A 21,360-nucleotide genomic window follows, 5' to 3' on the forward strand; every position below is an offset into this window, starting at 1 on the left:
TTAGGAGATAAAATGAGTGAAATTAAATTAGAAAAATTAAAATTAGAAAATGATGAAACTATGGCTTATAGACATGCTGGTCATGGAGATAATAAAGTTATTTTAATACATGGTTTTCAGTCTTCTTCTAGGTTTTTTGAAGTACTTTTAGAAAATTTGGTCGAAAATGACGAAAATATAGAAGTTTTTGCTCCAGATTTAATTGGGTATGGTGAAAGTTCTTATAAAAACAAACATAAAGATATTTCTGATTGGTCAAAGGATTTAAAATATTTTTCAGATATTTTAAATCTTAAAGATTTTAATTTATTAGGTTGGTCTTTGGGAGGGTTAGTTGCAATGGATTTTGCAGGACTTTACCCAGATATGATAAAGCAGTTGATTTTATTGTCTTCTGTTGGGGTTAAAGGATTTATAATGCCAAAAGATAAAGAGGTAAAAGATGATAATAAAAATTTAAAGCTTCCAAATTTTTTAAAAAATTTTAATATTAAACATGATCAATCTTTTACTGTTCCAATTTTAAATGGAATTAAAGATCATGACATTAATTTTTTTGAAGATTTGTTTAGACAAACTATTTTTAATGTAAATGATCCCAACCCAGATGATTTAAAAACGATGGCAGAAGATTTTTTAAAACAAAGATGTTTTTTGGAGTCACTTTTGGCAATGGTTACATATAATAATACAAGCAATGGTGGTAGTGGATTAATTGAAAAAATAAATAAAAAAGTTACTTGGTTTCATGGAAGAAAAGATATGGTTATTCCAATATCAGATGCATACAAAAGCTTAAAATATTTTCCAAACAAAGTAAATTTTGTAGAATTTGAAAATTCTGGTCATGCTATTTTTATTGATGAGAAAGAAAAATTTGTAAAATTATTTGAGAACCTTATTAAAAATGAAAGTTGAAACTTTAATCATTTATATTTTAATTACATCAATTATTTCAATACTACTTACTATCTACGATAAAATTGCATCGAAAAAATTTAAAAGAAATAGAATTAGAGAAAATGTACTTTTATTTTTTGCTTTTATTGGTGGAGGTCTTTCTATGTATATTACAATGAGACTTATTAAATACAAAACCCGTCATAAAAAATTTATGTTTGTTATTCCAATTATGGTGATTTGTCATCTATTTATAATATATCAAATTTTTTATTGATTTATAATTGATCTTCTTATAAAATTAAATGAGACTAAATAAAAAAAGGATGGATTATGGAAAATATTAACAGTAATTTTAATAAAAAAGTTAAGGCTGCTTGTAATAAGAAAGAAGATTTATTTGACTCAAGTATATTAAAATATATTTTTAGGTCAGCTCTTGCTGGAATTTTTCTTACCTTAACAACTCTTGCAGGTTTAATAGCTGCAGATCATTTATCAGGACTAAGTCCAGTTTTGGCAAAACCAGCTTTTGCAGGAATTTTTGCAATTGGTCTTTGTTATGTTTTGTTTTTAAATGCAGAACTTGCAACAGGAAATATGATGTTTTTAACAGCAGGGGTTTACAATAAATATATTAGCTTAAAAAAGGCTATTATTATTTTATTGGTATGTACTCTTGGAAATTTAATTGGAGCATATTTAGTATCATTTGTAACAAGCCTAACATCAGCAATAAATTCTTTCGATGCAAATAGTTTTTTAACTGGTCTTGTTAGTGCAAAATTAGATAAGACAAGTATGGATATTTTATTTGCAGGATTGTTGGCAAATGTATTTGTAAATTTAGCAGTTTTATCATTTGTACTTGTAGAAAATCAAGCTTTCAAAGGATTTTTGATAATGAGTGCTGTCTTTATGTTTGTATATATAGGACTTGAGCACGTTGTGGCAAATTTTGGACTATTTTCTTTGGCACAATTTTCTGGAAATATAAAAGGAAATTTCACTTTGGCAAATGTACTTAGACAATGGATATTTGCATTTTTAGGAAATTATATTGGAGGCGGAATTTGCATAGGATTTTTATATGCTTGGCTAAATGATACTAAAACTAAATTTGTTGATTAATTAAATAAAATAAAATAAATTCAAGGCGGCAATTAATCTTGCCGCTTTTAAATTGTAAAAAACGGGTAAGTATATTTTAGTGCAAAGGAGAAAATTATGAAAGAATATGTAGATTTATATGATAATTTTAGAAATAAAACAGGAAAAGTTATAGAAAGAAGAGATATAGTTCCAAGAGGGCTATATAGACTAATTATTCATGTTTTAATATTTGATAAAAAAGGTAGATTATTGATTCAAAAAAGAACAAAAATAAAAAGATCTTGGCCAAATTTATGGGATTTTACTGTTTCTGGAGCTGTCTCAAGTGGCGAGAGTTCACAACTTGCAGCTAAAAGAGAATTGTTTGAAGAGTTAGGAATTAAATATGATTTTTCAAAGTCTTATCCAAATATTTCTATAAATACAGGATTTAGAATTGATGATATCTATATTGTAAACAACAAAAATATAGATTTAAATAAGTTAAAATTGCAGGAAGAAGAAGTTTCAGATGCAAAATTTGTTAGTTTTGATGAATTATTAGAATTAATTGATAAAGATCAATTTGTTCCTTATCAAAAAGATTATATAAATTTATTATTTTATTTAAGAGATAATAAAAATTTATTTGTAAATAAGTAATATCAATTATCATTTTCTTTAAAAAAGTAGTATAATATTATAGAAATTCATAGTAAAAGACTAGGGATAAACTAAAGGAGGAAAAATGAAAGACAGTAAAGTAATTTTAGTAGGCGATGGAGCTGTAGGTAGTTCTTTTGCTTATGCTTCTACAATTCTTGGTATTGGAAGAGAATTGGGAATAATTGATATAAATGAAAAAAAGGCTGAGGGAGATGCAATGGATCTTTCTGATGTTCTTTCTTTTACAAATCCAAAACAAATTTACAAAGCAGATTACAGTGATTGTAAGGATGCAGAAGTAGTAGTCATTACTGCTGGAATTCCACAAAAATCTGGAGAATCTAGACTTGATTTAATAGAAAAAAATCTTAAAATTTTCAAAGATATGATTGGACAAATCGTAGACAGTGGTTTTGATGGAATATTTTTAGTAGCATCAAATCCAGTAGATATTTTAACATATGCAACTTGGAAATATTCAAATTTCCCTGCAAATAAAGTTATAGGAACAGGAACCACTCTTGATTCTTCAAGATTTAAAAAAGAAATTGCAAATTTAATTGGAATTGATCCAAGAAGTGTTGAAGCTTTTATAATGGGAGAGCATGGAGATAGTGAGTTTGCAGTTTGGTCTCATACAAATGTTGGTGGGATGCCTTTATATGAATGGGTAAAAATTCATAGCGAAACTGATGAAAAAGAACTTTTAGATACTTTTGAAAAAGTAAAAAATGCAGCTTATGAAATAATTGATAAAAAAGGTGCAACTTTCTATGGAATAGGAATGGCTCTAGCAAGAATTGTTGAAGCTATAATTAATGATCAAAATTCTGTATTTTCAACTTCATCTTATCTTGAAGGAGAATATGGTTTAGATGATATATTCATTGGAGTTCCATCAGTAATTGGTAAAGATGGAGTGAAATGGGTATTAGAAGTTCCACTTACAGATACAGAAAATGAGAGAATGCAAGAAAGTGCAAAAACTCTAAAAGAAATAGTCGATAAATCAAACATATAAGATTAACTGTCACAAATTTTGTGGCAGTTTTTAATTTGTGGGTATATTAATTAAGTGAAATATATTTAAAGGAGAAAAGTTATAATGGCAGATATTAATAAAATTAAAGAAATGGAAGAAATTTTAAATAAACATAGTAAGGAAATAGAAGAATTCAAAAAAGCTTTGGAAAAATTTAAGGAAAGTCAAAAGGATTACAAAAAACTTTCTGATTATTATTCATCACAAGAATATATGGATGATTATGATGAGTCAGAAAAAGGAAATATCGATCCAAAAATTAGTCAAGGAATTTTTTCTGAAGATTTAGTTTATGATTTACTTGGTGATAATTATTATTTGGCAGTTGATATGCTTGACCTTGCTACAGAAATAATCAAAAATAATTAAATAGAAATCCCTCAGCATTAATTTTTGCTGAGGGATTTTTTTATTTTCTTCTACTAGATACAGCTTTAACTATTGCTGAAACCAAAACTATTGACATTATAGCTTCAGGAAGTCCGTTTGTAATTATTGCTCCAAAAATTGTACTTCTTGCAGCAGCAACTGAAATTCCTAGGGCTTTTACATATTTTTCTGCATAAAATAAATAGATAAAACCCATTACAAAAAGTGTATTAGTCATAGTTCCAACAAAAGATGATATTGCAACTGATAGATTAGAATTTTTATTTTTGTAAGTTATATAAAGCATTGAAATTGAAATAATTGTAATAATTATTGATAAAACAATTTGATAAATTTTAGCATCATTTGTGAAATTATAATAAACTAAATATATCAAAAATCCTGTTAGAATAGTCCATAAAATTAGTGAGATTGTCCTAATTTTTTCATTATTTTTATCTTTTAATCCTTTAAAAGTAAGTCCTGCAAAAATTCCGATTAGAATTCTTGGCAAAACTGAAATTATAGGATTATAAAATACAAATGAGATTGGGCCAGGTCTAAGCATAGCATTTGCTATTGATGAGAGACCAAAAATAAATCCAACTAGTCCACCAACTATAGGACCTTCTAAAATTGCTGCAATAATTACTGGTATATGCATGGTTGTAATATTAATTAAACCTAAAGGAATATATCCCATTGGAGTCAATCCTAAAACAATAGTGATAGCTCCAAGCATTGCAACTGTAACCATTTTACGTGTTTTTTCTTTATTATTCATATTACCTCCTGATACAACTCCTTATGGATGTCGTTCATTTATACTATTATTATATGGCAAAAAAATTAAATGTCTAAAAAATAACTTAAAAATTTAAACTTAGAAAATCACTAAAATTTTGCAAATAAAAAAACGTAGAAAAATCTACGTTAAAAAATGGTGCGCCATCAGGGATTCGAACCCTGGACACCCTGATTAAGAGTCAGGTGCTCTACCAACTGAGCTAATGGCACTAACTTGCTGACTTATTTATAATACCATAATAAAGTAAACTTGTCAACAATTATATTTTATTTACTAAATGCCCAAACATTTGCTATTTGATCTTTAATATCATCATAATACCAATTTAATTTTGAATTTTTAACAGAATTTGGATCATTTATTAATAACTTATCATTTTCATAAGAATCAATAACCATAATATGACCGCCAGTTGTAAAATATCCATGGTGAACTGAAACAATTAAGGGGCCTTTTCTAAGGGAATTTCTGATTTCTTTTTCATCATTCTTAATTTCTTTTGTTTTTATACCGTATTTATCTGATTCGTTTTTAAAAAAGCTCCAAGCAATTCCTTCATGAGTCATGTAGTTTTTTGCATCTTGAGATATAATTCTTGGATTAATTTTTTTATCTTTCAAAAGTCTTGATAAGACCATGGCCATTGATGTAGGTCCACATCCGGAAATACCGATAGTTTCATTTTCTATTATTTCATCATAAGCCCATCTATTATCCCATTGAACATAATAGGGAGTTTTTCTACCAAGATTTATACTTTGACCATAAAAGAAATTAAAATTGGTTTTGTCATTATAAAGATTATATAAAAAATCAACAGTATCAATATCATTTCCAACAAGGACTTTTTCTATGTGACTGAATTTATCAAAATTATCTAATGTCCATTGTAATTTTTTATTTTTATTAAGATTTTTATTTATGTTAGACTTAAGTTCTTTTTCATTTAAACTTCTTATTTTTGCATGATAATTCTTATTATCATTCATGATGGAAATCATATTTTTTTTGGCATCTTGTTCAACATTTATGTATTTATTTGTAATTTCTCCAACATCAGTAAAAGTTTTTGAAAAATCTTCATTTTTTATTTCACTATTATCTTTACCACAAGAAGTTAGTGTAAAAATAAAGATAAGTATTAGTATAATTCTTTTCATTTATTTCACCTTTTTCTTATTAATTATTATATCAGAAAAATGGAAATCTATTAATTTAATTTTATGAAAAAAGTCTAAAATATAAACATATTAAAATTTTTTATTTAATTATTAAAAATTTTAATCTATTATATAATTTATGTTATAATATCAAAAGGATGTTTACTTGGTACCCATCCGAAAAAAATCAAGGAGGTATATATGTCTGATCAAAGATATAATTTTAAAGATACGAATTTTTTAGTTAAGTCGGCCGTAGTTGCGGCTTTATACGCAGTAATTACATTGATGCTCCCATCACTAGCCTATGGTCCAATCCAGTTAAGGTTAAGTGAAATTATGGTTTTATTGGTATTTTATAATAGAAGATTTATACCAGGACTTTTATTGGGATGTTTTTTAGCTAATTTCGCATCAGATATTGCAGTATTTGATGTAATTTTTGGAACTTTTGCTTCATTTTTGGCATTTTCCTTAATTGTTAGACAAAAAAATTTATTTATAGCATCATTATTTCCGGTATTATTTATGTTTATACCAGCTATAGGTACATATTGGCTATTAGATTCATCAACTGCATTTATAATAATGCTAGTTCAATTTATGATTTCAGAATTTATAGTTGTATCTGTAATTGGCTTTATTATTTTCAAAATTCTTGAAAAAAATACTGGATTTATGAATATAATCAAAAATTTTTAAGAAAAAAAGAGTGCTTATAAGCACTCTTTTAAAATTTTATTTATTTTTCTTCTTCATCTTTAGAATTTTTTTCTTCAAATTCTTCTTTTGTTAATACATCAACAATTTCAGCTTTTACAGCTTGAACTTTGATTCCTGTTAGGTTATTTACTTCTTTTTTGATATTTCTATCTAATGAAGTAAATACTTCTTGAGCTTTTTTACCATATTCAAGAATAATCTTTGTATTTACTACTGCATTTTTAGCGTCGTCAACATCAATTGAAATTCCTGAAGTATTTTCTCCGTCTGAAAAATTATCAGCTATTGATGAAAATACATTTTTTTTCAATTCTAAAACACCATCAGTTTTTACCAAAACTTTTTTTGCGATTTTTGCAATTACATTATCATTAATTTCATATTCACTTACTTCATTAGCATATTGAGCTTCAACATCTTTGTTTTCAATTTTATCCATAATTTTCTCCTTTAAATTTTATTTTCATCATTGACTTTATATTATTACCCCAAATAATTTTATACAAACATATATTTATTTAGATAATTTTTTTATTATTTGTTCAATTTCTTCAATTTTTTCTATTCCATCATCTTTATTTCCATTTTCAACTGCATGATATACACAATGTTCTAGGTGGGAAGAGAGGACGTCTGTGTTCACATTTTTTAAAATAGAAATTGAAGCCATTAGCTGATTTGATATATCTATGCAATATCTATCATCTTCAACCATTTTTATTAAACCATCAATTTGACCTCTGACAGTTTTTAGTTTTCTTAAAGTTTTATCCTTATCAGCCTTCATTATTTATACTCAATAGCTACAAATTCATATCCAGCATCATTTATTTTTTCTTCTATTTCTTTTTCATCAATAGATCCAAAATATTCAACATTTGCGAGCTTTTCATCTAAATTTACTTCAGCATTTTCAATTCCTGCAATTGATTTTAGTGTTTCTTCTACGCGATTTTTGCAGTGATTGCAGCTCATATTGTTAACTTTTACTATCATTTTGTTTAATTCTTTCATTTTATTCTCCTTTTTTATTTTTTTCTTGTCATTTTCTATAATTTCTTTTATTTTTTTATCATTTTCAAAGTTTGCTTTAAAATTTCTAAGTCTTAGTGAATTTAGACAAACGAAGACTGATGATAAACTCATTGCAAAGGCTCCAAACATTGGTGAAAGTTTTATTCCAAAAATTGGATATAGGAGGCCTGCAGCAAGAGGAATTCCTATTACATTATAGAAAAATGCCCAAAATAAATTTTCTTTTATTGTTTTTATGGTCGCTTTTGAAAGTTTTATAGCTGAAACAATATCCAAGATATTATTTTTAATTAAAATTACATCTGCAGATTCAATTGCAACATCTGTTCCATTTCCAATCGCCATTGCCACATCACTTCTTGCAAGTGCTGGTGCATCATTTATTCCATCACCGACCATCAATACTTTCTTACCCTCATTTTTAAGTTTTTTAACTTCTTTTTCCTTATCTTCAGGTAAAACTTCTGCATATTTATAGTCAATATTTAGGGATTTTCTAATGGCTTCAGCAGTTTTTTCGTTATCTCCAGTAATCATTCTTATTTCATAGCCCATTTTTTTCATCTCATCAATAGCAATTTTTGATAAAGATTTTGGACGATCTTGCACTGCAATTATTCCGATAACTTCTTTTTCGTTTGCAAAATACATGGAAGTTTTTCCTTCATTTGAAAGTTTATCTGATTTTTCTTGGTAAGAATTTAAATTTATATTTTTTTCTTTCATCAAAGAAATATTTCCACCATAATATATTTCATTATTATATTTTGCTTTTATTCCTTTACCACTGATTGATTCAAAATCTGAAACTTCAACATTTTGTATATTTTTTTCTTTTGCAAATTCATTTATAGCATTTGAAAGGGGATGCTCACTTTTAATTTCCATAGAACTTGCAAGTTTTATAAATTCATTTTCATCTAAATCTGTAAGAATATCAGTAACTTGTGGTTTTCCTTCAGTTATTGTTCCAGTTTTATCAAGTAAAATTGTATCTACCTTGTGTAGGTTTTCTAAGCTCTCTGCATTTTTAAATAATAAACCATATTCTGCACTTTTTCCTGTTGCAACCATAATTGCCATAGGAGTTGCAAGTCCCAAGGCGCATGGACAAGAGATTACAAGAACAGAAATTGCTAAATTTAAAGAAAATTCAAATCCATATCCCAAAAACATCCAAGTTATAAAAGTAATTAAAGAAATAAGCATTACAACCGGAACAAAAACTGCAGATATTTTATCGGCAAGTTTTGCGATTGGGGCCTTACTTTCATTTGCCTCATTAACAAGTTCAATTATTTTTGAAAGTGTTGTATCTTCTCCAACTTTTAAAGCTTCAAAAACAAATGAACCTTGTTTATTAATAGTTGCAGATATAACTTCATCTCCAACATTTTTATTTACCGGAATAGATTCACCTGTAATTGCAGATTCATCAACAAGGGAAGAACCTTCTTTAATAATTCCATCAACCGCAATAGATTCGCCTGGTCTTACTAAAATTAGATCTCCCTTTTTTAAATCTTCTACAGGAATTTCTTTCTCATTACCATCGACTAAAATTCTTGCTTTTTTTGGAGCTAAATCCATCAAAGCTTCCAATGATTTTTTTGTTTGTCCCTTAGATCTTTTTTCGAAATATTTTCCAAGAGTAATCAAAGTTAAAATCATAGCAGCTGATTCAAAGTATAAATTTGTCCTATACATTTCTACAATTTCTAATTTACCAAAACCAAGACCATAGGCCATTCTAAAAATTGCAAAAATTCCATAAATTAAAGCTGCAAAAGAACCTAGACCAACAAGAGTATCCATATTAGGAGCTTTGTTAATTAGTCCTTTAAATCCAGAAATATAAAAAATTCTATTTACAAATATTATTGGTAGGGTTAATAAAAATTGTAAAAAAGCAAAATTTACGCTTCCAGAATTACCATGTAAAAAATGAGGAAGTGGAAGATTAATCAAATGTCCCATAGAAAGATACATCAATGGGATCAAAAATAAAAAAGAAATGATTAATCTGTTTTTTACATTTTTTTCTTCATTGCTAACCTCTGAGTTTTTACTTTTAGATTTTTTTTCACTAATAGGACTTGCACCATAACCAATTTTTTCAACTGCATTTATAATGTCATCATTTGAAATTTTATTTTCATCATAGGAAACATTCATAGTTTCACTAACAAGATTTACATTTACATTTTCGACACCAAGCTTTTCTACAGCTTTTTGAACATTAGCCTGACAAGAAGCACAAGTCATACCAGTAACGTTAAAACGTTCTTTCATTTAACCTCCTTACTAACACCCTATGGGGGTGTATACATTTATTATATCATAAAAATTTTTTTTGTAAAGAAAATTAAAAATTTCGGGTAAAAATTAATTAAGGAGATAAAAATGAAAAGATATAATATGATTTTTAAGGGAAGAGTCCAAGGAGTTGGATTTAGATATAAATCTTATATGATAGCAAATGAAATGGGTCTAACAGGAGATGTTTGTAATTTGTATGATGGAGATGTTGAATTAAATATCCAAGGAGATCAAGAAGAAATTGATATATTTTTAGATAAATTATCACATGATAGATTTATTAGAATAGATGATATAATAATTAAAGAAACTGATATAAAAATTGATGAAGAAAAATTTGAATTATCATAAAAAAAGACTCTTGTAAAAATACAAGGGTCTTATTTTTTGTCGAAGAAATTACTTATTGCTGGATTTATTATCGCAAGAATAATTGATGCAATTAAAGCAGTTCCAAATGAATTAATACTTGCACCACTTGCTAGATTAAAAGTAATTTCTAAAACTATTGCGTTCACAATAAATGAAAATAAACCAAAAGTTATAATTGTTAATGGAAGAGACAATAATTTTAAAATAGGTTTTATTATAGCGTTAACCAACATTAATAATAAAGCTGTAATTATTATATCCTTATTTTGTGAGAAAGTTATTCCTTCAAATAAGATGTCAAGAATATAAAGACTTAATGCATCTGCTATCCATTGTACTAAAAATGTCATGATTTCACCTCGATTCAAATATATATATATATATAAGAAATTGTACAGGAATTTGTAAAAAAATCAATTTATGAAAGAAAATGAATGAAAATGATTGACTATGAATGAAATTGTATTATAATATTATCAAATGATATTTGAAAAAAGAATTGAAATAATTTTAAATATTTTAAAAAAACAAAGGCAAGTTTCTAATAAGATTTTAAAATCGAATCTTAATATAAGCGAGTCCACTTTGCGAAGAGATTTAGACTATCTCGAAAAAAGAGGTGACATAAAAAGAGTACATGGTGGAGCGATTCTCGCAAATATTGAATTTGAAGAAAAATCTTATGATAATAATGTTGTTTCAAATATTGAAAGTAAAATAAAAATTGCCAAAAAAGCCTCAAAGGAAATTTTTGATAGTAAATATATATATTTGGATGCAGGAACTACTGTAAATCAAATTATAGATTACTTAGCAAAAGACTCTATTGTGATTACAAATGGAATTATGCACTTGGAAAAACTCGCAAAAAATAATATTAAAACAATTTTTCTAGGTGGAAATATAAAAATTAGAACAAATGTAGTTGTTGGTGAGCAGACTTTAAAAAATTTATTAAAGTATAATTTTGACTTATGCTTTATTGGAGCAAATGGATATTGTGATGGAGAATTTACAACTCATGATCCTGATGAAGCTATAATCAAAAATACTGCTATTAAAAGATCAAAAAGATCAATAATTTTGATGGATAAGTCAAAATTTGGCAAAGTTTATTTTTCAAAAATATGTAAAAGAGAAGACGTTGATTTGATTACGGAGGATTTATGATTTATACACTTACCTTAAATCCATCTATTGATTATGTTTTAAGAATTGAACAATTTGATGATGGTCAAACTATAAGAAGCAAAAGTGAAGAGAAATATCCTGGCGGTAAAGGAATCATGGTTTCTAAACTTCTAAAAAATCTTGGAGCAAAATCAATAAATATTGGTTTTTTGGGTGGATTTACTGGAGAATTTATTAAAAATAAATTAGAAAAGTTAGGAATTGATGAAGAATTTACAAAAATTTCTGATGATTCAAGAATAAATGTAAAACTAAAATATGATACAGAAACAGAAATAAATGCTCAAGGCCCTCAAATAAAGGAGGAAGAAATTGAAGGTTTCTTAAATTATTTGGATGATTTAGAAGAAGATGATTTTGTTATTATTTCAGGATCAATTCCAAAATCTCTTGGAGATGATTTTTATAGGGTTATTGTAAATTTATTAGAAATGAATAATGTAAGATTTGCTCTTGATACTTCTGGCAAAAAATTATTTAAACTTTCATCTTACAAACCATTTTTGGTAAAGCCAAATAAAGATGAGCTTAGCGAAATTTTTGAAGATAAGATAGATAGTGATGAAAAAATTGTAAAATATGCTAGAAAATTAATTGACCAAGGTGCTGAAAATGTAATCGTATCTCTTGGAAAAGATGGATCAATGTTTGTTGATAATAATATTGCATATAAGGCAAAACCGATTGAAGGAAAATTAATTAATTCTGTAGGAAGTGGAGATAGCATGGTTGCAGGTTATATTTATGGATATATGAAGGGGCTTTCAAAAATAGATTCTTATAAACTTGCTATTGCTTGTGGAAGCGCAACAGCTTTTAGTCCTGATATTGCAGAGAAAAATTTGATTTATCAAATCTTAGAGAAAGTTGAGGTAGATGAATGGAAATAAAAGATTTATTAAAAAGAAATCTGATGATTATGGAGCTTAAATCATCAAATAAAATGGATGTTATAGATGAAATTGCTCAAAAATTTTTCGATGAAGGAATTGTTGGAAATAAAGAAGAATTTAAAGAAGGTTTAATAAAAAGAGAAAGTGAAACTTCTACAGCTTTGGGTGAAGGAATTGCAATGCCACATGCAAAAGTTGATACTGTAAAAGAGCCTGCAGTTTTATTTGCAAAAAAATCTGAAGGAGTCGATTATGAAGCTTTAGATGGAGAAGATTCCTTTGTATTTTTCTCAATTGCAGTTCCAAATGGAGAAAATAACCTTCATGTTGAAACTCTTGCAAAATTATCAAAAATGATTTTAAAAGAAGGATTTGTAGATAAATTAAAAGCTGCAAATAGCCCTGATGATGTATATGGGATAATTGATTCATATTCAGAAGAAAAAAAAGAAGTTTCAAAACCAGTAGAAGAAAATGAAAGTTCTAAATATATTATAGGAGTAACAGCTTGTCCAAATGGAGTAGCTCATACTTACATGGCTCAAGAAGCTTTAGAAAATGCTGCAAAAAAATTAAATGCCAAAGTAAAAATTGAAACTAACGGATCAGATGGAGTTAAAAATAGATTAACTAAAGAAGATATAAAAAATGCTGATGCAGTTATTATTGCAGCTGACAAAAAAGTAGAAATGGCAAGATTTGACGGTAAAAAATTAATCCAAAGACCTGTTTCTGATGGAATTAGAAAAAGTGAAGAGCTAGTAAAAGATGCTATAGATGGAAAATTCTCAGTTTATCATGCAAGTGGCAGTGATAGTAAAACAGAAGAAATTTCTACAGAAAAAACTAGTTTAAAACAAGAAATTTATAAGGATTTGATGAATGGTGTAAGCCACATGCTACCTTTTGTAATTGGTGGTGGAATTTTGATGGCTATATCATTTCTGGCAGAAAGATTTTTGGGAGATAAATCTCTTGCCTTTACATTTTTAAATAAAATTGGTTCAGGAGCATTTTCTTTCTTGATTCCAATTTTAGCAGGATATATTGCATTTTCAATTGGTGATAGACCAGCTTTAATGCCAGGTATGGTTGCAGGTTTTCTTGCTAGCGAAAGCGCAGGATTTTTGGGAGGATTAATTGGAGGTTTTCTTGCAGGATTAATAATTAATTTCCTTAAAAAATTATGTGAAAACATGCCAAAATCACTTAATAGTGTAAAATCTATGTTAATTTATCCTGTTTTCGGTTTATTAATTACAGGAGCTTTGATGTTTTTCATAATAGATCCTGTATTTACCGGAATAAATGATGGTTTAAATAATTGGTTAACAAATATGGGAGCTACAAATAAAGTTCTAGTTGGAGCCTTGTTAGGTGGAATGATGGCTGCAGATATGGGTGGTCCAATAAATAAAGCTGCTTATACTTTTGCAACTGGTGCCTTTATTGGAACAAATGATGGAGCATTCATGGCTGCTGTTATGGCAGGTGGAATGGTTCCTCCAATAGCAATTGCCCTTGCGTCAACTTTCTTTAAAGCTAAATTTACAGAAAATGAAAGAAAATCAGCAGTAAGTAATTATTTGTTAGGACTTTCATTTATTACAGAAGGAGCAATTCCTTTTGCAGCCGCAAAACCACAATTAATTATTCCAATATCTGTTGTAGGAAGTGCTATAGCAGGAGGACTTACACAATTATTTAATGTAAGTGTACCAGCACCACACGGTGGAATATTTGTTTTACCAGCAATGTCATCAATTAACCAAGTACTTTTCTTTATTGTATCTTTTATTGTAGGATCTATAATATCTGCGATTCTTTTAGGAATTTTTAAGAAAAAAGAAATTTAATTTAAAATAATTCACCAGTTTATGACTTTATAGGCTGGTGTTTTTTTATTTGATAAAAATGGGTATAGAAATTACAAGAGAGGTTTTATATGAATGAATTAGAAAAAATTATAGAAGAACAAAAAATATTTTTTAGAACAGGAAAAACAAATACAGAAGATTTTAGGAAAAAAGCTCTAATAAAATTAAAAAATTCAATAAAAAAATATAGAGACGATATATTATATGCTCTAAAAATGGATTTAAATAAATCAACTACTGAGTCATATATTTCAGAAATTGCAAATGTATATGGAGAAATTGATTTTGCATTGAAAAATTTATCAAATTGGATGAAAGATAAAAGTGAGATTACAAACATAGAGGCAGCTCCCGCAAAATCATTTACTAGATATGAACCTTTGGGTCTTACATTAGTAATTTCTCCTTGGAATTATCCATTTTTACTTGCTATAGATCCGATTGTAAATGCTATTTCTAGCGGTAATACTATTATTTTAAAAACTTCAAGGAAGGCTTTTTATACATCAAAGATTATAAAAAAATTATTAGATGAGAGTTTTGATAGATCTTTTATTTATTGTGTTGATAATGAAAAAATTAGCCATGATGAACTTTTATCTTATAAGTATGACCATATATTTTTTACAGGATCTTCAAAAGTTGGAAGAATTATCAAGGAAAAAGCAAGCAAAAATTTAAGTAAGGTTACCTTAGAGCTTGGTGGAAAATCTCCTTGTATAGTTGATGAGAGTGCAAATTTAAAATTTGCTGCAAAAAGAATCATTTGGGGAAAACTTTTAAATAGTGGCCAAACTTGTGTTGCTCCAGATTATCTTTTAGTACACAAAGATGTAAAAGATAAACTTTTAAGGCTTATGAAGCAAGCTATTTTTGAATTTTTTGGAGATAGAGCCATTGAAAATCCAGATTATCCTAGAATAATTGATAGAAAAGCTTTGGATAGGTTGGTTTCTTTGATGGAAGGTCAAGATATTTATACTGGTGGACTATATAATTCAAAAACTTTAAAAATTGAACCTACTATTATTAATAATGTAGATTTTTCAAATAAAATTATGAAAGATGAAATTTTTGGTCCAATTCTTCCTGTAATTGAATATGAGGATATTTGTAAATTAATAGAAAAAATAAAATTTATGGATAAGCCTCTTGCTATGTATGTTTTTAGTGAAGATCAAAATCATATTGATAGGTTAACATACGATTTATCATCTGGTGGAGTTTGTATAAATGATACTATCATGCATCTTTCAAATCCAAATATAGAATTTGGTGGAGTAGGAGAAAGTGGTACTGGAGGATATCACGGAAAATATGGGTTTATGAATTTTTCAAATAGAAAATCTATAATGATTAGGTCTAATAATATTGATATAAATTTAAAATATCCACCTTACTCAAAAGGTCAAGAAAAAGTTATAAAGAAAATATTTAATTAAGTCCTAAATTTTTAGGACTTTTTTCTTTTTATTTTAATTTATTGAAGAAAAAAATTATAAAAGTATAATATTTCCTATAATCAAGGGGTGGTTTAATGGTTTTTATATCTGATGATAAAAAAAATGAAATTTTAGAAAATTCAGATATTGTAGCAATTATTGGTGATTATGTAGATTTAAAAAAATCTGGAAATTCCTATAAGGGTTTGTGTCCTTTTCATAATGAGAAGACACCATCTTTTACTGTTGACGACAAGAAACAATTATTTCATTGCTTTGGCTGTGGCGAAGGCGGAGATGTTGTTTCTTTTATTATGCATAAAGAAGGTCTTTCTTATATTGATTCTATGAAATATTTGGCTAATAAGGCTGGTATTAAATTAGATGATACAAAATCTAGTAAGGAAAATAAAAGATTAAATAGACTTTACGATATCAATAGAGATATTATGATGTATTTTTATAAAAATTTACTAACTGATAAAGCTGGACAAACATATTTGAAAAATAGAGGCTTTAGATCAAATATTGTAAATACTTTTATGTTAGGTTTTGCCAAAAATTCATGGGATGATTTAATATCTTATGTTAAGGAGAAAGATTATATTTTAGATGATATTGAAAATTTAGGTTTGATTAAAAAATCTCAAAATGGAAAATATTATGATAAGTATAGAAATAGGCTGATTTTTCCAATAATAAATCATTATGGAAAAGTAATTGGATTTGGTGGCAGAAGTATTGATTCTACAATGCCAAAATATTTGAATTCTCCAGAAAGCGAAGTTTTTAAAAAAAGATATAACCTTTATGGTTTAAATATTTTTAAAAAGCAATCTAATAAGGATATTATTTTGGTTGAAGGATACATGGATGTAATTGGTTTAAATAATCAAGGAATTGATCAAGCTGTAGCAAGCCTTGGGACTTCTCTTACAAATGATCAGGCAAAACTTTTAAAAAGATATGCAAAAAATGTTTATATTTGCTATGACGAGGATAATGCCGGAATAAAAGCTACAGATAGGGCCATTGAAATACTCTTAGATGAGGGAATAAAACCAAATATTATAAGCCTTGAAAAAGGACTTGATCCTGATGATTTTGTAAAAAAATATGGTAGAGATGCCTTTATAAAAAAAATGGATGAGGCTAGTGATGTTTATAATTACAAGTATAATAAAATTCTTGATATATATGCATCAAGTAAAGATAATGAAAAATTTGAAAAATTAAATTTATTTATAGAATTTCTAGCATCGATAAAGTCAGATTTAACAAGAGAAATTTTTGTTAATAATGTTAGTAAACTTTTTGACATAGATAAGTCTACTTTAAAAGAATCTGTATTAAAGTATAATGATTACTACAAAAAGACTAATAATAAGAAGATTTCCAATGAAAATTCTTATACAAAGAATAAGCTTAGTCAAAACACGATTGTAGAGAGAAAAAAATACTCTGTATCTATAAATGAGTTAGAAACTTTAAGATTATATTTAAATCAAAGAGATGATTATAAAGAATTTGAGGATTTTTTCGATCAGGTTTTAGTTGATGAAAATATATTGAAAATTAAAGCTTATATAGAAAAAAATGGTATGGAAAAAATTAGTGAAAATTTTTCAGATCAAGACCAATTTATAATTGACTACATTAAAGATAAGTCTAATAAAATTGTAGCCAATGAATTAAAAGAAAAGATAAATTTAGAAAATAGAAGAAAATTATTGAAAAAATTACGAAATAGAGACTAATCACTTCAAAGTGGAGGGGAGACTTATGACTAGTGATAATGAGAAAATGCTAGAGGATGATCTTCTAAAAGAAATAATAGATGAATTTAAATCTATTAGTGAATCTCAAGATGGAATTGTAACTTATAAACAAGTTTACACTTTTGAGACATTTAAAGAGATGGAAGATGAAAGCAAAAAATATGTTATAGGCCAAATTATATCTAATGGAATAGAAATAGTTGAAGAAGAAAGAATTGTCTTAGAGGAAGAAGATGATGAAATAATCGATGATATAGACGATGAAGATGAAGATTTTTCTGATGAAAAACTTGAAGATCATATGAAAAAAGCATCAAGCAAGAGAAAAATTGAAAGAAAAATCATTCAAGAAGAAACTATCACTGGTATAAAAGTGGACGACCCTGTAAAAATGTATCTAAAAGAAATTGGTAAAGTGAAGCTTTTAGATGCACACGAGGAAATATTTTTAGCTAAGAAGATGGAGCTTGGAGATATTGCTCTAAGAAGTAAAAATGGAAGAAAATTAACCAAGCAAAATAAAATGAAACTTGCTTTGGATATTTTTTATGGGGATATTTCTATAACAATTCTTAGTGCAAATCAACAAATTCTTGAAAATAAAAAGATAGATCAAGAGATACAAACAAATCTAAATTCTTTAATTGAAATAGGAAATCAGTTTGAAAATATGTTAAATCAAGAATTAACTGATGAACAATTAGAAGCAATTAAGTCAAAAATACTTATTTGTAATATTGCTCAAAAATCTATATCTGACAAAGAATTGAGTGAAAAAGAAGCAAATATTTTATGTGACTTATTTGATAATTTTGGAAAACTTGTTTCGGCTGAAGAATCAGATGATATTGTTTCATTAATTTATTTAGCATTTTCTGATCTTTATAAAAAAGGTGCTGAAGGTGATATATTTAAAACAAATGATAGACTTTTGATTAATGACTTAATGAATTTTGCAAACAAAGCAAAACAAGTATCAGAATATAGAGCCCTTTCCGAATCAAGTGTAAAAGATTTGGAAAGATTTGTAAAAACTAAAAACTTGTGCACAAAAATATTTAAAGATCAAGGTTTTGATGCAGAAGATGTTAAAAGATTAAACAGAGCAATATTTGATGCAAATAGAGCAAAACAAAAACTTGCCGAAACAAACCTAAGACTTGTAGTTTCAATTGCTAAAAAATATGTAGGTCGTGGAATGAGCTTTTTGGATTTAATTCAAGAAGGAAATATGGGACTTATGAAAGCAGTTGATAAATATGATTATAATAGAGGATTTAAATTTTCAACTTATGCAACTTGGTGGATTAGACAAGCTATAACTCGTGCAATAGCAGATCAAGCAAGAACAATAAGAATTCCAGTTCACATGGTTGAAACTATAAATAAATTAGTTAGAATTCAAAGGCAATTAGTTCAAGATTTAGGTCGTGATCCATCAAATGAAGAAATTGCTGAACAAATGGGAATTGAAGTTGAAAAAGTTCAAGAAATTAGAAAAATTGCCCAAGAACCGGTAAGTTTGGAAACACCGATTGGTGAAGAAGAAGATAGTCACTTGGGAGATTTCATTGAAGATGATACAGCTATTAATCCTGATGATGCAGCAAATTATTCAATGCTTAGAGACCAATTAAATGATGTTTTATCTTGCCTTGGTGCAAGAGAAAAAAGAGTTTTACAATTAAGGTTTGGTTTGATTGATGGAACTCCAAGAACTCTTGAAGAAGTTGGAAAAGAATTTGATGTAACACGTGAAAGAATTAGACAAATAGAAGCAAAGGCATTAAGAAAATTAAAATCGCCTAATAAGAGTGAATTATTGAAAGACTTTTTATAAAATGAAAATTACTAAAAGATTAGAAAATATAGCGAATCTAGTCGAAAGAGGTAAAAGCGTAATGGATATTGGGACTGATCATGGATTAGTCCCTTTATATTTAGCAAAAAATAAAATATCCAAAGATATAATTGCTACAGATATTTCAGCTAAAAGCCTTAAAAAACTAGAAGATAAGCTTGATAAAAATTTAGAAAATATTATAAAAACCGAAGTTTGTGATGGACTAGATGGCATTGATATAAAAGAAAATCAAATAGCTATAATTGCTGGAATGGGAGCTATTACAATAATTGATATATTATCAAAAGATATTGATAAAGTGAGAAAACTCGAATATGTAATTTGTGAAGGAAATATTGGAAATGAAAAACTAAGAAAGTTTTTAAATGAAAATAATTTCATTATTGATAGAGATTTTCTGATTAAAGATGGAAGAAAACACTATGATATAATTCGTTTTAAAAATGGATCAGATAGAAAATTAAGTCTAGGAGAGATTTACTTTGGAAAATTTATTTATAGTAAAAATAATCCTTTATTAATGAAAAGAATTGAACAAATTTATAATAAAAATTTAAAATTTAAAGAGAATATAGAAAAATATTCAAAGGACAAGGAAGGTCTTGGTTTAATAAATGAAAGACTTGAAGCAATAAGAGAGGTTAAAAATTATGAAAATAAAAGAAGTAATTAAATTTCTAGATGAAAAATTTCCTTTAGATTTACAAGAAGATTGGGATAATTCAGGTTTACAAATAGGAAATGTTGAAAATGAATTGAAAAATATAATGATTTCACTGGATTTAACTGATGAATCCATAGATAGTGCGATAGAAAGTTCTTGTAATTTAATCATAAACCACCATCCTCTTATATTTTCTCCAATAAAATCAATAGACTTATCTAGTGATTATAATAAAAAAATAGAAAAACTTATAAAAAATGATATAAGTGTATTTGCCATGCACACAAATTTAGATACGGCAAAAGGTGGGGTAAATGATAATTTTGCAAAAGTTTTAGAACTTAATAAGGTTGAATTTTTGGATACAGAAAATGAACACCCAATGGCAAGGTTAGGTTTTACTAAAGAACAAAGTTCACAAGAATTTGCAGAATTTGTAAAAGAAAAATTAGCTTGTAAAGGCCTTATTGTATATGGTGATAAGAAAAAAATTATAAAAAAAGTTGCTCTTTGTGGAGGAGCAGGAAGTGATTTTATAGGTGATGCGATTAAAAAAAATTGTGATGCAATTGTAACTAGTGATGTAAAATATCATGAGGCAATAGATAACTCTAAAGATATAGTTATTATTGATCCAGGTCATTTTGCAAGTGAAAATCATATAATATATATGTTAGAAAATTTACTAAAAGATAAATTTTTAATAGAAATTTACACAAATTCACCAGAGGATTCACATAGGTTTTTTAAATAATCTTTACAAAAATAAAATAAGTGATAAAATATCTAATGGAGTAAATTGAATAATCGCGTCAAATGACGAGGAAAGTCCGTGCACCACAGAGTAAGGATGCTAGATAACGTCTAGTAAGGGTGACCTTCAGGCAAGTGCAAAAGAAAGTATACCGCCAAATTTTTTTGGTAAGGGTGGAACGGTGAGGTAAGAGCTCACCAGATAATTAGTGATAATTATGCTGTGTAAACCCCATCCGGTGCAAGAACAAAAGGGACATTAGGATTTCTGCTCGAAACGGTCCAGTATGGTAGTTCGCTTGAGCTAGTTGGTGACAATTAGTCTAGATAGATGATTATTTTTAACAGAACACGGCTTATAGATTTACTCTTAATTTTTAAATTAACTACTCTTAATATAATTAAGGGTAGT

The 21,360-nt window shown here is 27.3% G+C and carries 22 protein-coding genes, 1 tRNA gene and 1 other RNA gene; 17 read left to right on the forward strand and 7 right to left on the reverse strand.

Features of this window, described 5'->3' with window-relative positions; all coding sequences use genetic code 11:
* Window positions 1-12 precede the first annotated feature (12 nt).
* The 6 genes from ASHG_RS01140 to ASHG_RS01165 all read left to right on the forward strand — a co-directional run bounded on the left by ASHG_RS01140 (window position 13) and on the right by ASHG_RS01165 (window position 4,069).
* Window positions 13-918, forward strand: coding sequence for an alpha/beta fold hydrolase (locus ASHG_RS01140; RefSeq protein ID WP_040396943.1), 906 nt, complete (start codon window positions 13-15; stop codon window positions 916-918).
* On the forward strand, window positions 908-1,177 hold the full coding sequence (locus ASHG_RS01145; protein WP_040396945.1) for a DUF1294 domain-containing protein: 270 nt from the start codon (window positions 908-910) through the stop codon (window positions 1,175-1,177). The genes ASHG_RS01140 and ASHG_RS01145 overlap by 11 nt, the downstream gene beginning before the upstream one ends.
* A gap of 56 nt (window positions 1,178-1,233) precedes the next feature.
* The gene (locus ASHG_RS01150) at window positions 1,234-2,031 is read left to right on the forward strand and encodes a formate/nitrite transporter family protein (RefSeq protein ID WP_040396947.1); all 798 of its coding nucleotides are present in this window, start codon (window positions 1,234-1,236) and stop codon (window positions 2,029-2,031) included.
* A 96-nt stretch (window positions 2,032-2,127) separates the two neighbouring features.
* On the forward strand, window positions 2,128-2,655 hold the full coding sequence (locus tag ASHG_RS01155; protein ID WP_040396948.1) for an NUDIX hydrolase: 528 nt from the start codon (window positions 2,128-2,130) through the stop codon (window positions 2,653-2,655).
* An 85-nt stretch (window positions 2,656-2,740) separates the two neighbouring features.
* Window positions 2,741-3,679, forward strand: a complete 939-nt coding sequence (locus ASHG_RS01160; protein WP_040396949.1) for an L-lactate dehydrogenase — start codon at window positions 2,741-2,743, stop codon at window positions 3,677-3,679.
* Window positions 3,680-3,763: 84 nt separating this feature from the next.
* Window positions 3,764-4,069 (forward strand): DUF4298 domain-containing protein, encoded by a 306-nt coding sequence (locus ASHG_RS01165; protein ID WP_040396950.1) that lies wholly within the window; start codon window positions 3,764-3,766, stop codon window positions 4,067-4,069.
* 40 nt (window positions 4,070-4,109) lie between these two features.
* Here the strand turns inward: ASHG_RS01165 and ASHG_RS01170 are convergent, their stop codons facing one another.
* The 3 genes from ASHG_RS01170 to ASHG_RS01180 form a co-directional block, all read right to left on the reverse strand.
* Window positions 4,110-4,853, reverse strand: a complete 744-nt coding sequence (locus tag ASHG_RS01170; protein ID WP_040396952.1) for an ECF transporter S component — start codon at window positions 4,851-4,853, stop codon at window positions 4,110-4,112.
* A 157-nt stretch (window positions 4,854-5,010) separates the two neighbouring features.
* A tRNA-Lys gene (locus ASHG_RS01175) sits at window positions 5,011-5,086 on the reverse strand.
* A gap of 57 nt (window positions 5,087-5,143) precedes the next feature.
* Window positions 5,144-6,037, reverse strand: a complete 894-nt coding sequence (locus ASHG_RS01180; RefSeq protein WP_040396953.1) for a C39 family peptidase — start codon at window positions 6,035-6,037, stop codon at window positions 5,144-5,146.
* A 201-nt stretch (window positions 6,038-6,238) separates the two neighbouring features.
* Here ASHG_RS01180 and ASHG_RS01185 point away from each other — a divergent pair, with 201 nt between their 5' ends.
* Window positions 6,239-6,739, forward strand: a complete 501-nt coding sequence (locus ASHG_RS01185) for a QueT transporter family protein (protein ID WP_040396955.1) — start codon at window positions 6,239-6,241, stop codon at window positions 6,737-6,739.
* A gap of 40 nt (window positions 6,740-6,779) precedes the next feature.
* Here ASHG_RS01185 and ASHG_RS01190 read toward each other — a convergent pair whose 3' ends face one another.
* The 3 genes from ASHG_RS01190 to ASHG_RS01200 all read right to left on the reverse strand — a co-directional run bounded on the left by ASHG_RS01190 (window position 6,780) and on the right by ASHG_RS01200 (window position 10,087).
* Window positions 6,780-7,199, reverse strand: coding sequence for an Asp23/Gls24 family envelope stress response protein (locus tag ASHG_RS01190; RefSeq protein ID WP_040396957.1), 420 nt, complete (start codon window positions 7,197-7,199; stop codon window positions 6,780-6,782).
* A 75-nt stretch (window positions 7,200-7,274) separates the two neighbouring features.
* Entirely contained in the window at window positions 7,275-7,547 is a 273-nt protein-coding gene (locus tag ASHG_RS01195; RefSeq protein WP_040396958.1) for a metal-sensing transcriptional repressor, read from the reverse strand.
* A complete protein-coding gene (locus ASHG_RS01200; RefSeq protein WP_040396960.1) occupies window positions 7,547-10,087 on the reverse strand; it encodes a heavy metal translocating P-type ATPase in 2,541 nt (846 codons plus the stop codon). Before ASHG_RS01200 ends, ASHG_RS01195 begins: the two co-directional genes overlap by 1 nt.
* 111 nt (window positions 10,088-10,198) lie before the next feature.
* Between ASHG_RS01200 and ASHG_RS01205 the strand changes: the two genes are divergently transcribed.
* A complete protein-coding gene (locus ASHG_RS01205; RefSeq protein ID WP_040396962.1) occupies window positions 10,199-10,465 on the forward strand; it encodes an acylphosphatase in 267 nt (88 codons plus the stop codon).
* 29 nt (window positions 10,466-10,494) lie between these two features.
* Here ASHG_RS01205 and ASHG_RS01210 read toward each other — a convergent pair whose 3' ends face one another.
* The gene (locus tag ASHG_RS01210; protein ID WP_040396964.1) at window positions 10,495-10,836 is read right to left on the reverse strand and encodes a phage holin family protein; all 342 of its coding nucleotides are present in this window, start codon (window positions 10,834-10,836) and stop codon (window positions 10,495-10,497) included.
* A gap of 130 nt (window positions 10,837-10,966) precedes the next feature.
* Here ASHG_RS01210 and ASHG_RS01215 point away from each other — a divergent pair, with 130 nt between their 5' ends.
* From ASHG_RS01215 to rnpB, 9 genes are all read left to right on the forward strand, one after another.
* A complete protein-coding gene (locus tag ASHG_RS01215) occupies window positions 10,967-11,656 on the forward strand; it encodes a DeoR/GlpR family DNA-binding transcription regulator (RefSeq protein ID WP_040396966.1) in 690 nt (229 codons plus the stop codon).
* Window positions 11,653-12,567, forward strand: coding sequence for a 1-phosphofructokinase (gene pfkB, locus ASHG_RS01220; RefSeq protein WP_040396967.1), 915 nt, complete (start codon window positions 11,653-11,655; stop codon window positions 12,565-12,567). Before ASHG_RS01215 ends, pfkB begins: the two co-directional genes overlap by 4 nt.
* Window positions 12,558-14,426: a PTS fructose transporter subunit IIABC gene (locus ASHG_RS01225; protein ID WP_040396969.1), complete on the forward strand. Its 1,869-nt coding sequence runs from the start codon at window positions 12,558-12,560 to the stop codon at window positions 14,424-14,426. Before pfkB ends, ASHG_RS01225 begins: the two co-directional genes overlap by 10 nt.
* A gap of 89 nt (window positions 14,427-14,515) precedes the next feature.
* Window positions 14,516-15,889, forward strand: a complete 1,374-nt coding sequence (locus ASHG_RS01230) for an aldehyde dehydrogenase family protein (RefSeq protein ID WP_040396971.1) — start codon at window positions 14,516-14,518, stop codon at window positions 15,887-15,889.
* A gap of 95 nt (window positions 15,890-15,984) precedes the next feature.
* Window positions 15,985-17,646, forward strand: a complete 1,662-nt coding sequence (gene dnaG, locus ASHG_RS01235) for a DNA primase (RefSeq protein WP_040396972.1) — start codon at window positions 15,985-15,987, stop codon at window positions 17,644-17,646.
* Window positions 17,647-17,671: 25 nt separating this feature from the next.
* Window positions 17,672-19,507, forward strand: a complete 1,836-nt coding sequence (gene rpoD / locus ASHG_RS01240; RefSeq protein WP_084689269.1) for an RNA polymerase sigma factor RpoD — start codon at window positions 17,672-17,674, stop codon at window positions 19,505-19,507.
* Between the two features lies 1 nt (window position 19,508).
* Entirely contained in the window at window positions 19,509-20,204 is a 696-nt protein-coding gene (locus ASHG_RS01245; protein ID WP_040396973.1) for a tRNA (adenine(22)-N(1))-methyltransferase, read from the forward strand.
* Window positions 20,182-20,949: a Nif3-like dinuclear metal center hexameric protein gene (locus ASHG_RS01250; RefSeq protein ID WP_040396974.1), complete on the forward strand. Its 768-nt coding sequence runs from the start codon at window positions 20,182-20,184 to the stop codon at window positions 20,947-20,949. The genes ASHG_RS01245 and ASHG_RS01250 overlap by 23 nt, the downstream gene beginning before the upstream one ends.
* A 37-nt stretch (window positions 20,950-20,986) precedes the next feature.
* An RNA gene (gene rnpB / locus ASHG_RS08765) (RNase P RNA component class A) lies at window positions 20,987-21,323 on the forward strand.
* Window positions 21,324-21,360 lie beyond the last annotated feature (37 nt).

It is taken from the genome of Anaerococcus senegalensis JC48, assembly GCF_000321005.1.
Classification (GTDB): Bacteria; Bacillota; Clostridia; order Tissierellales; family Peptoniphilaceae; genus Anaerococcus; species Anaerococcus senegalensis.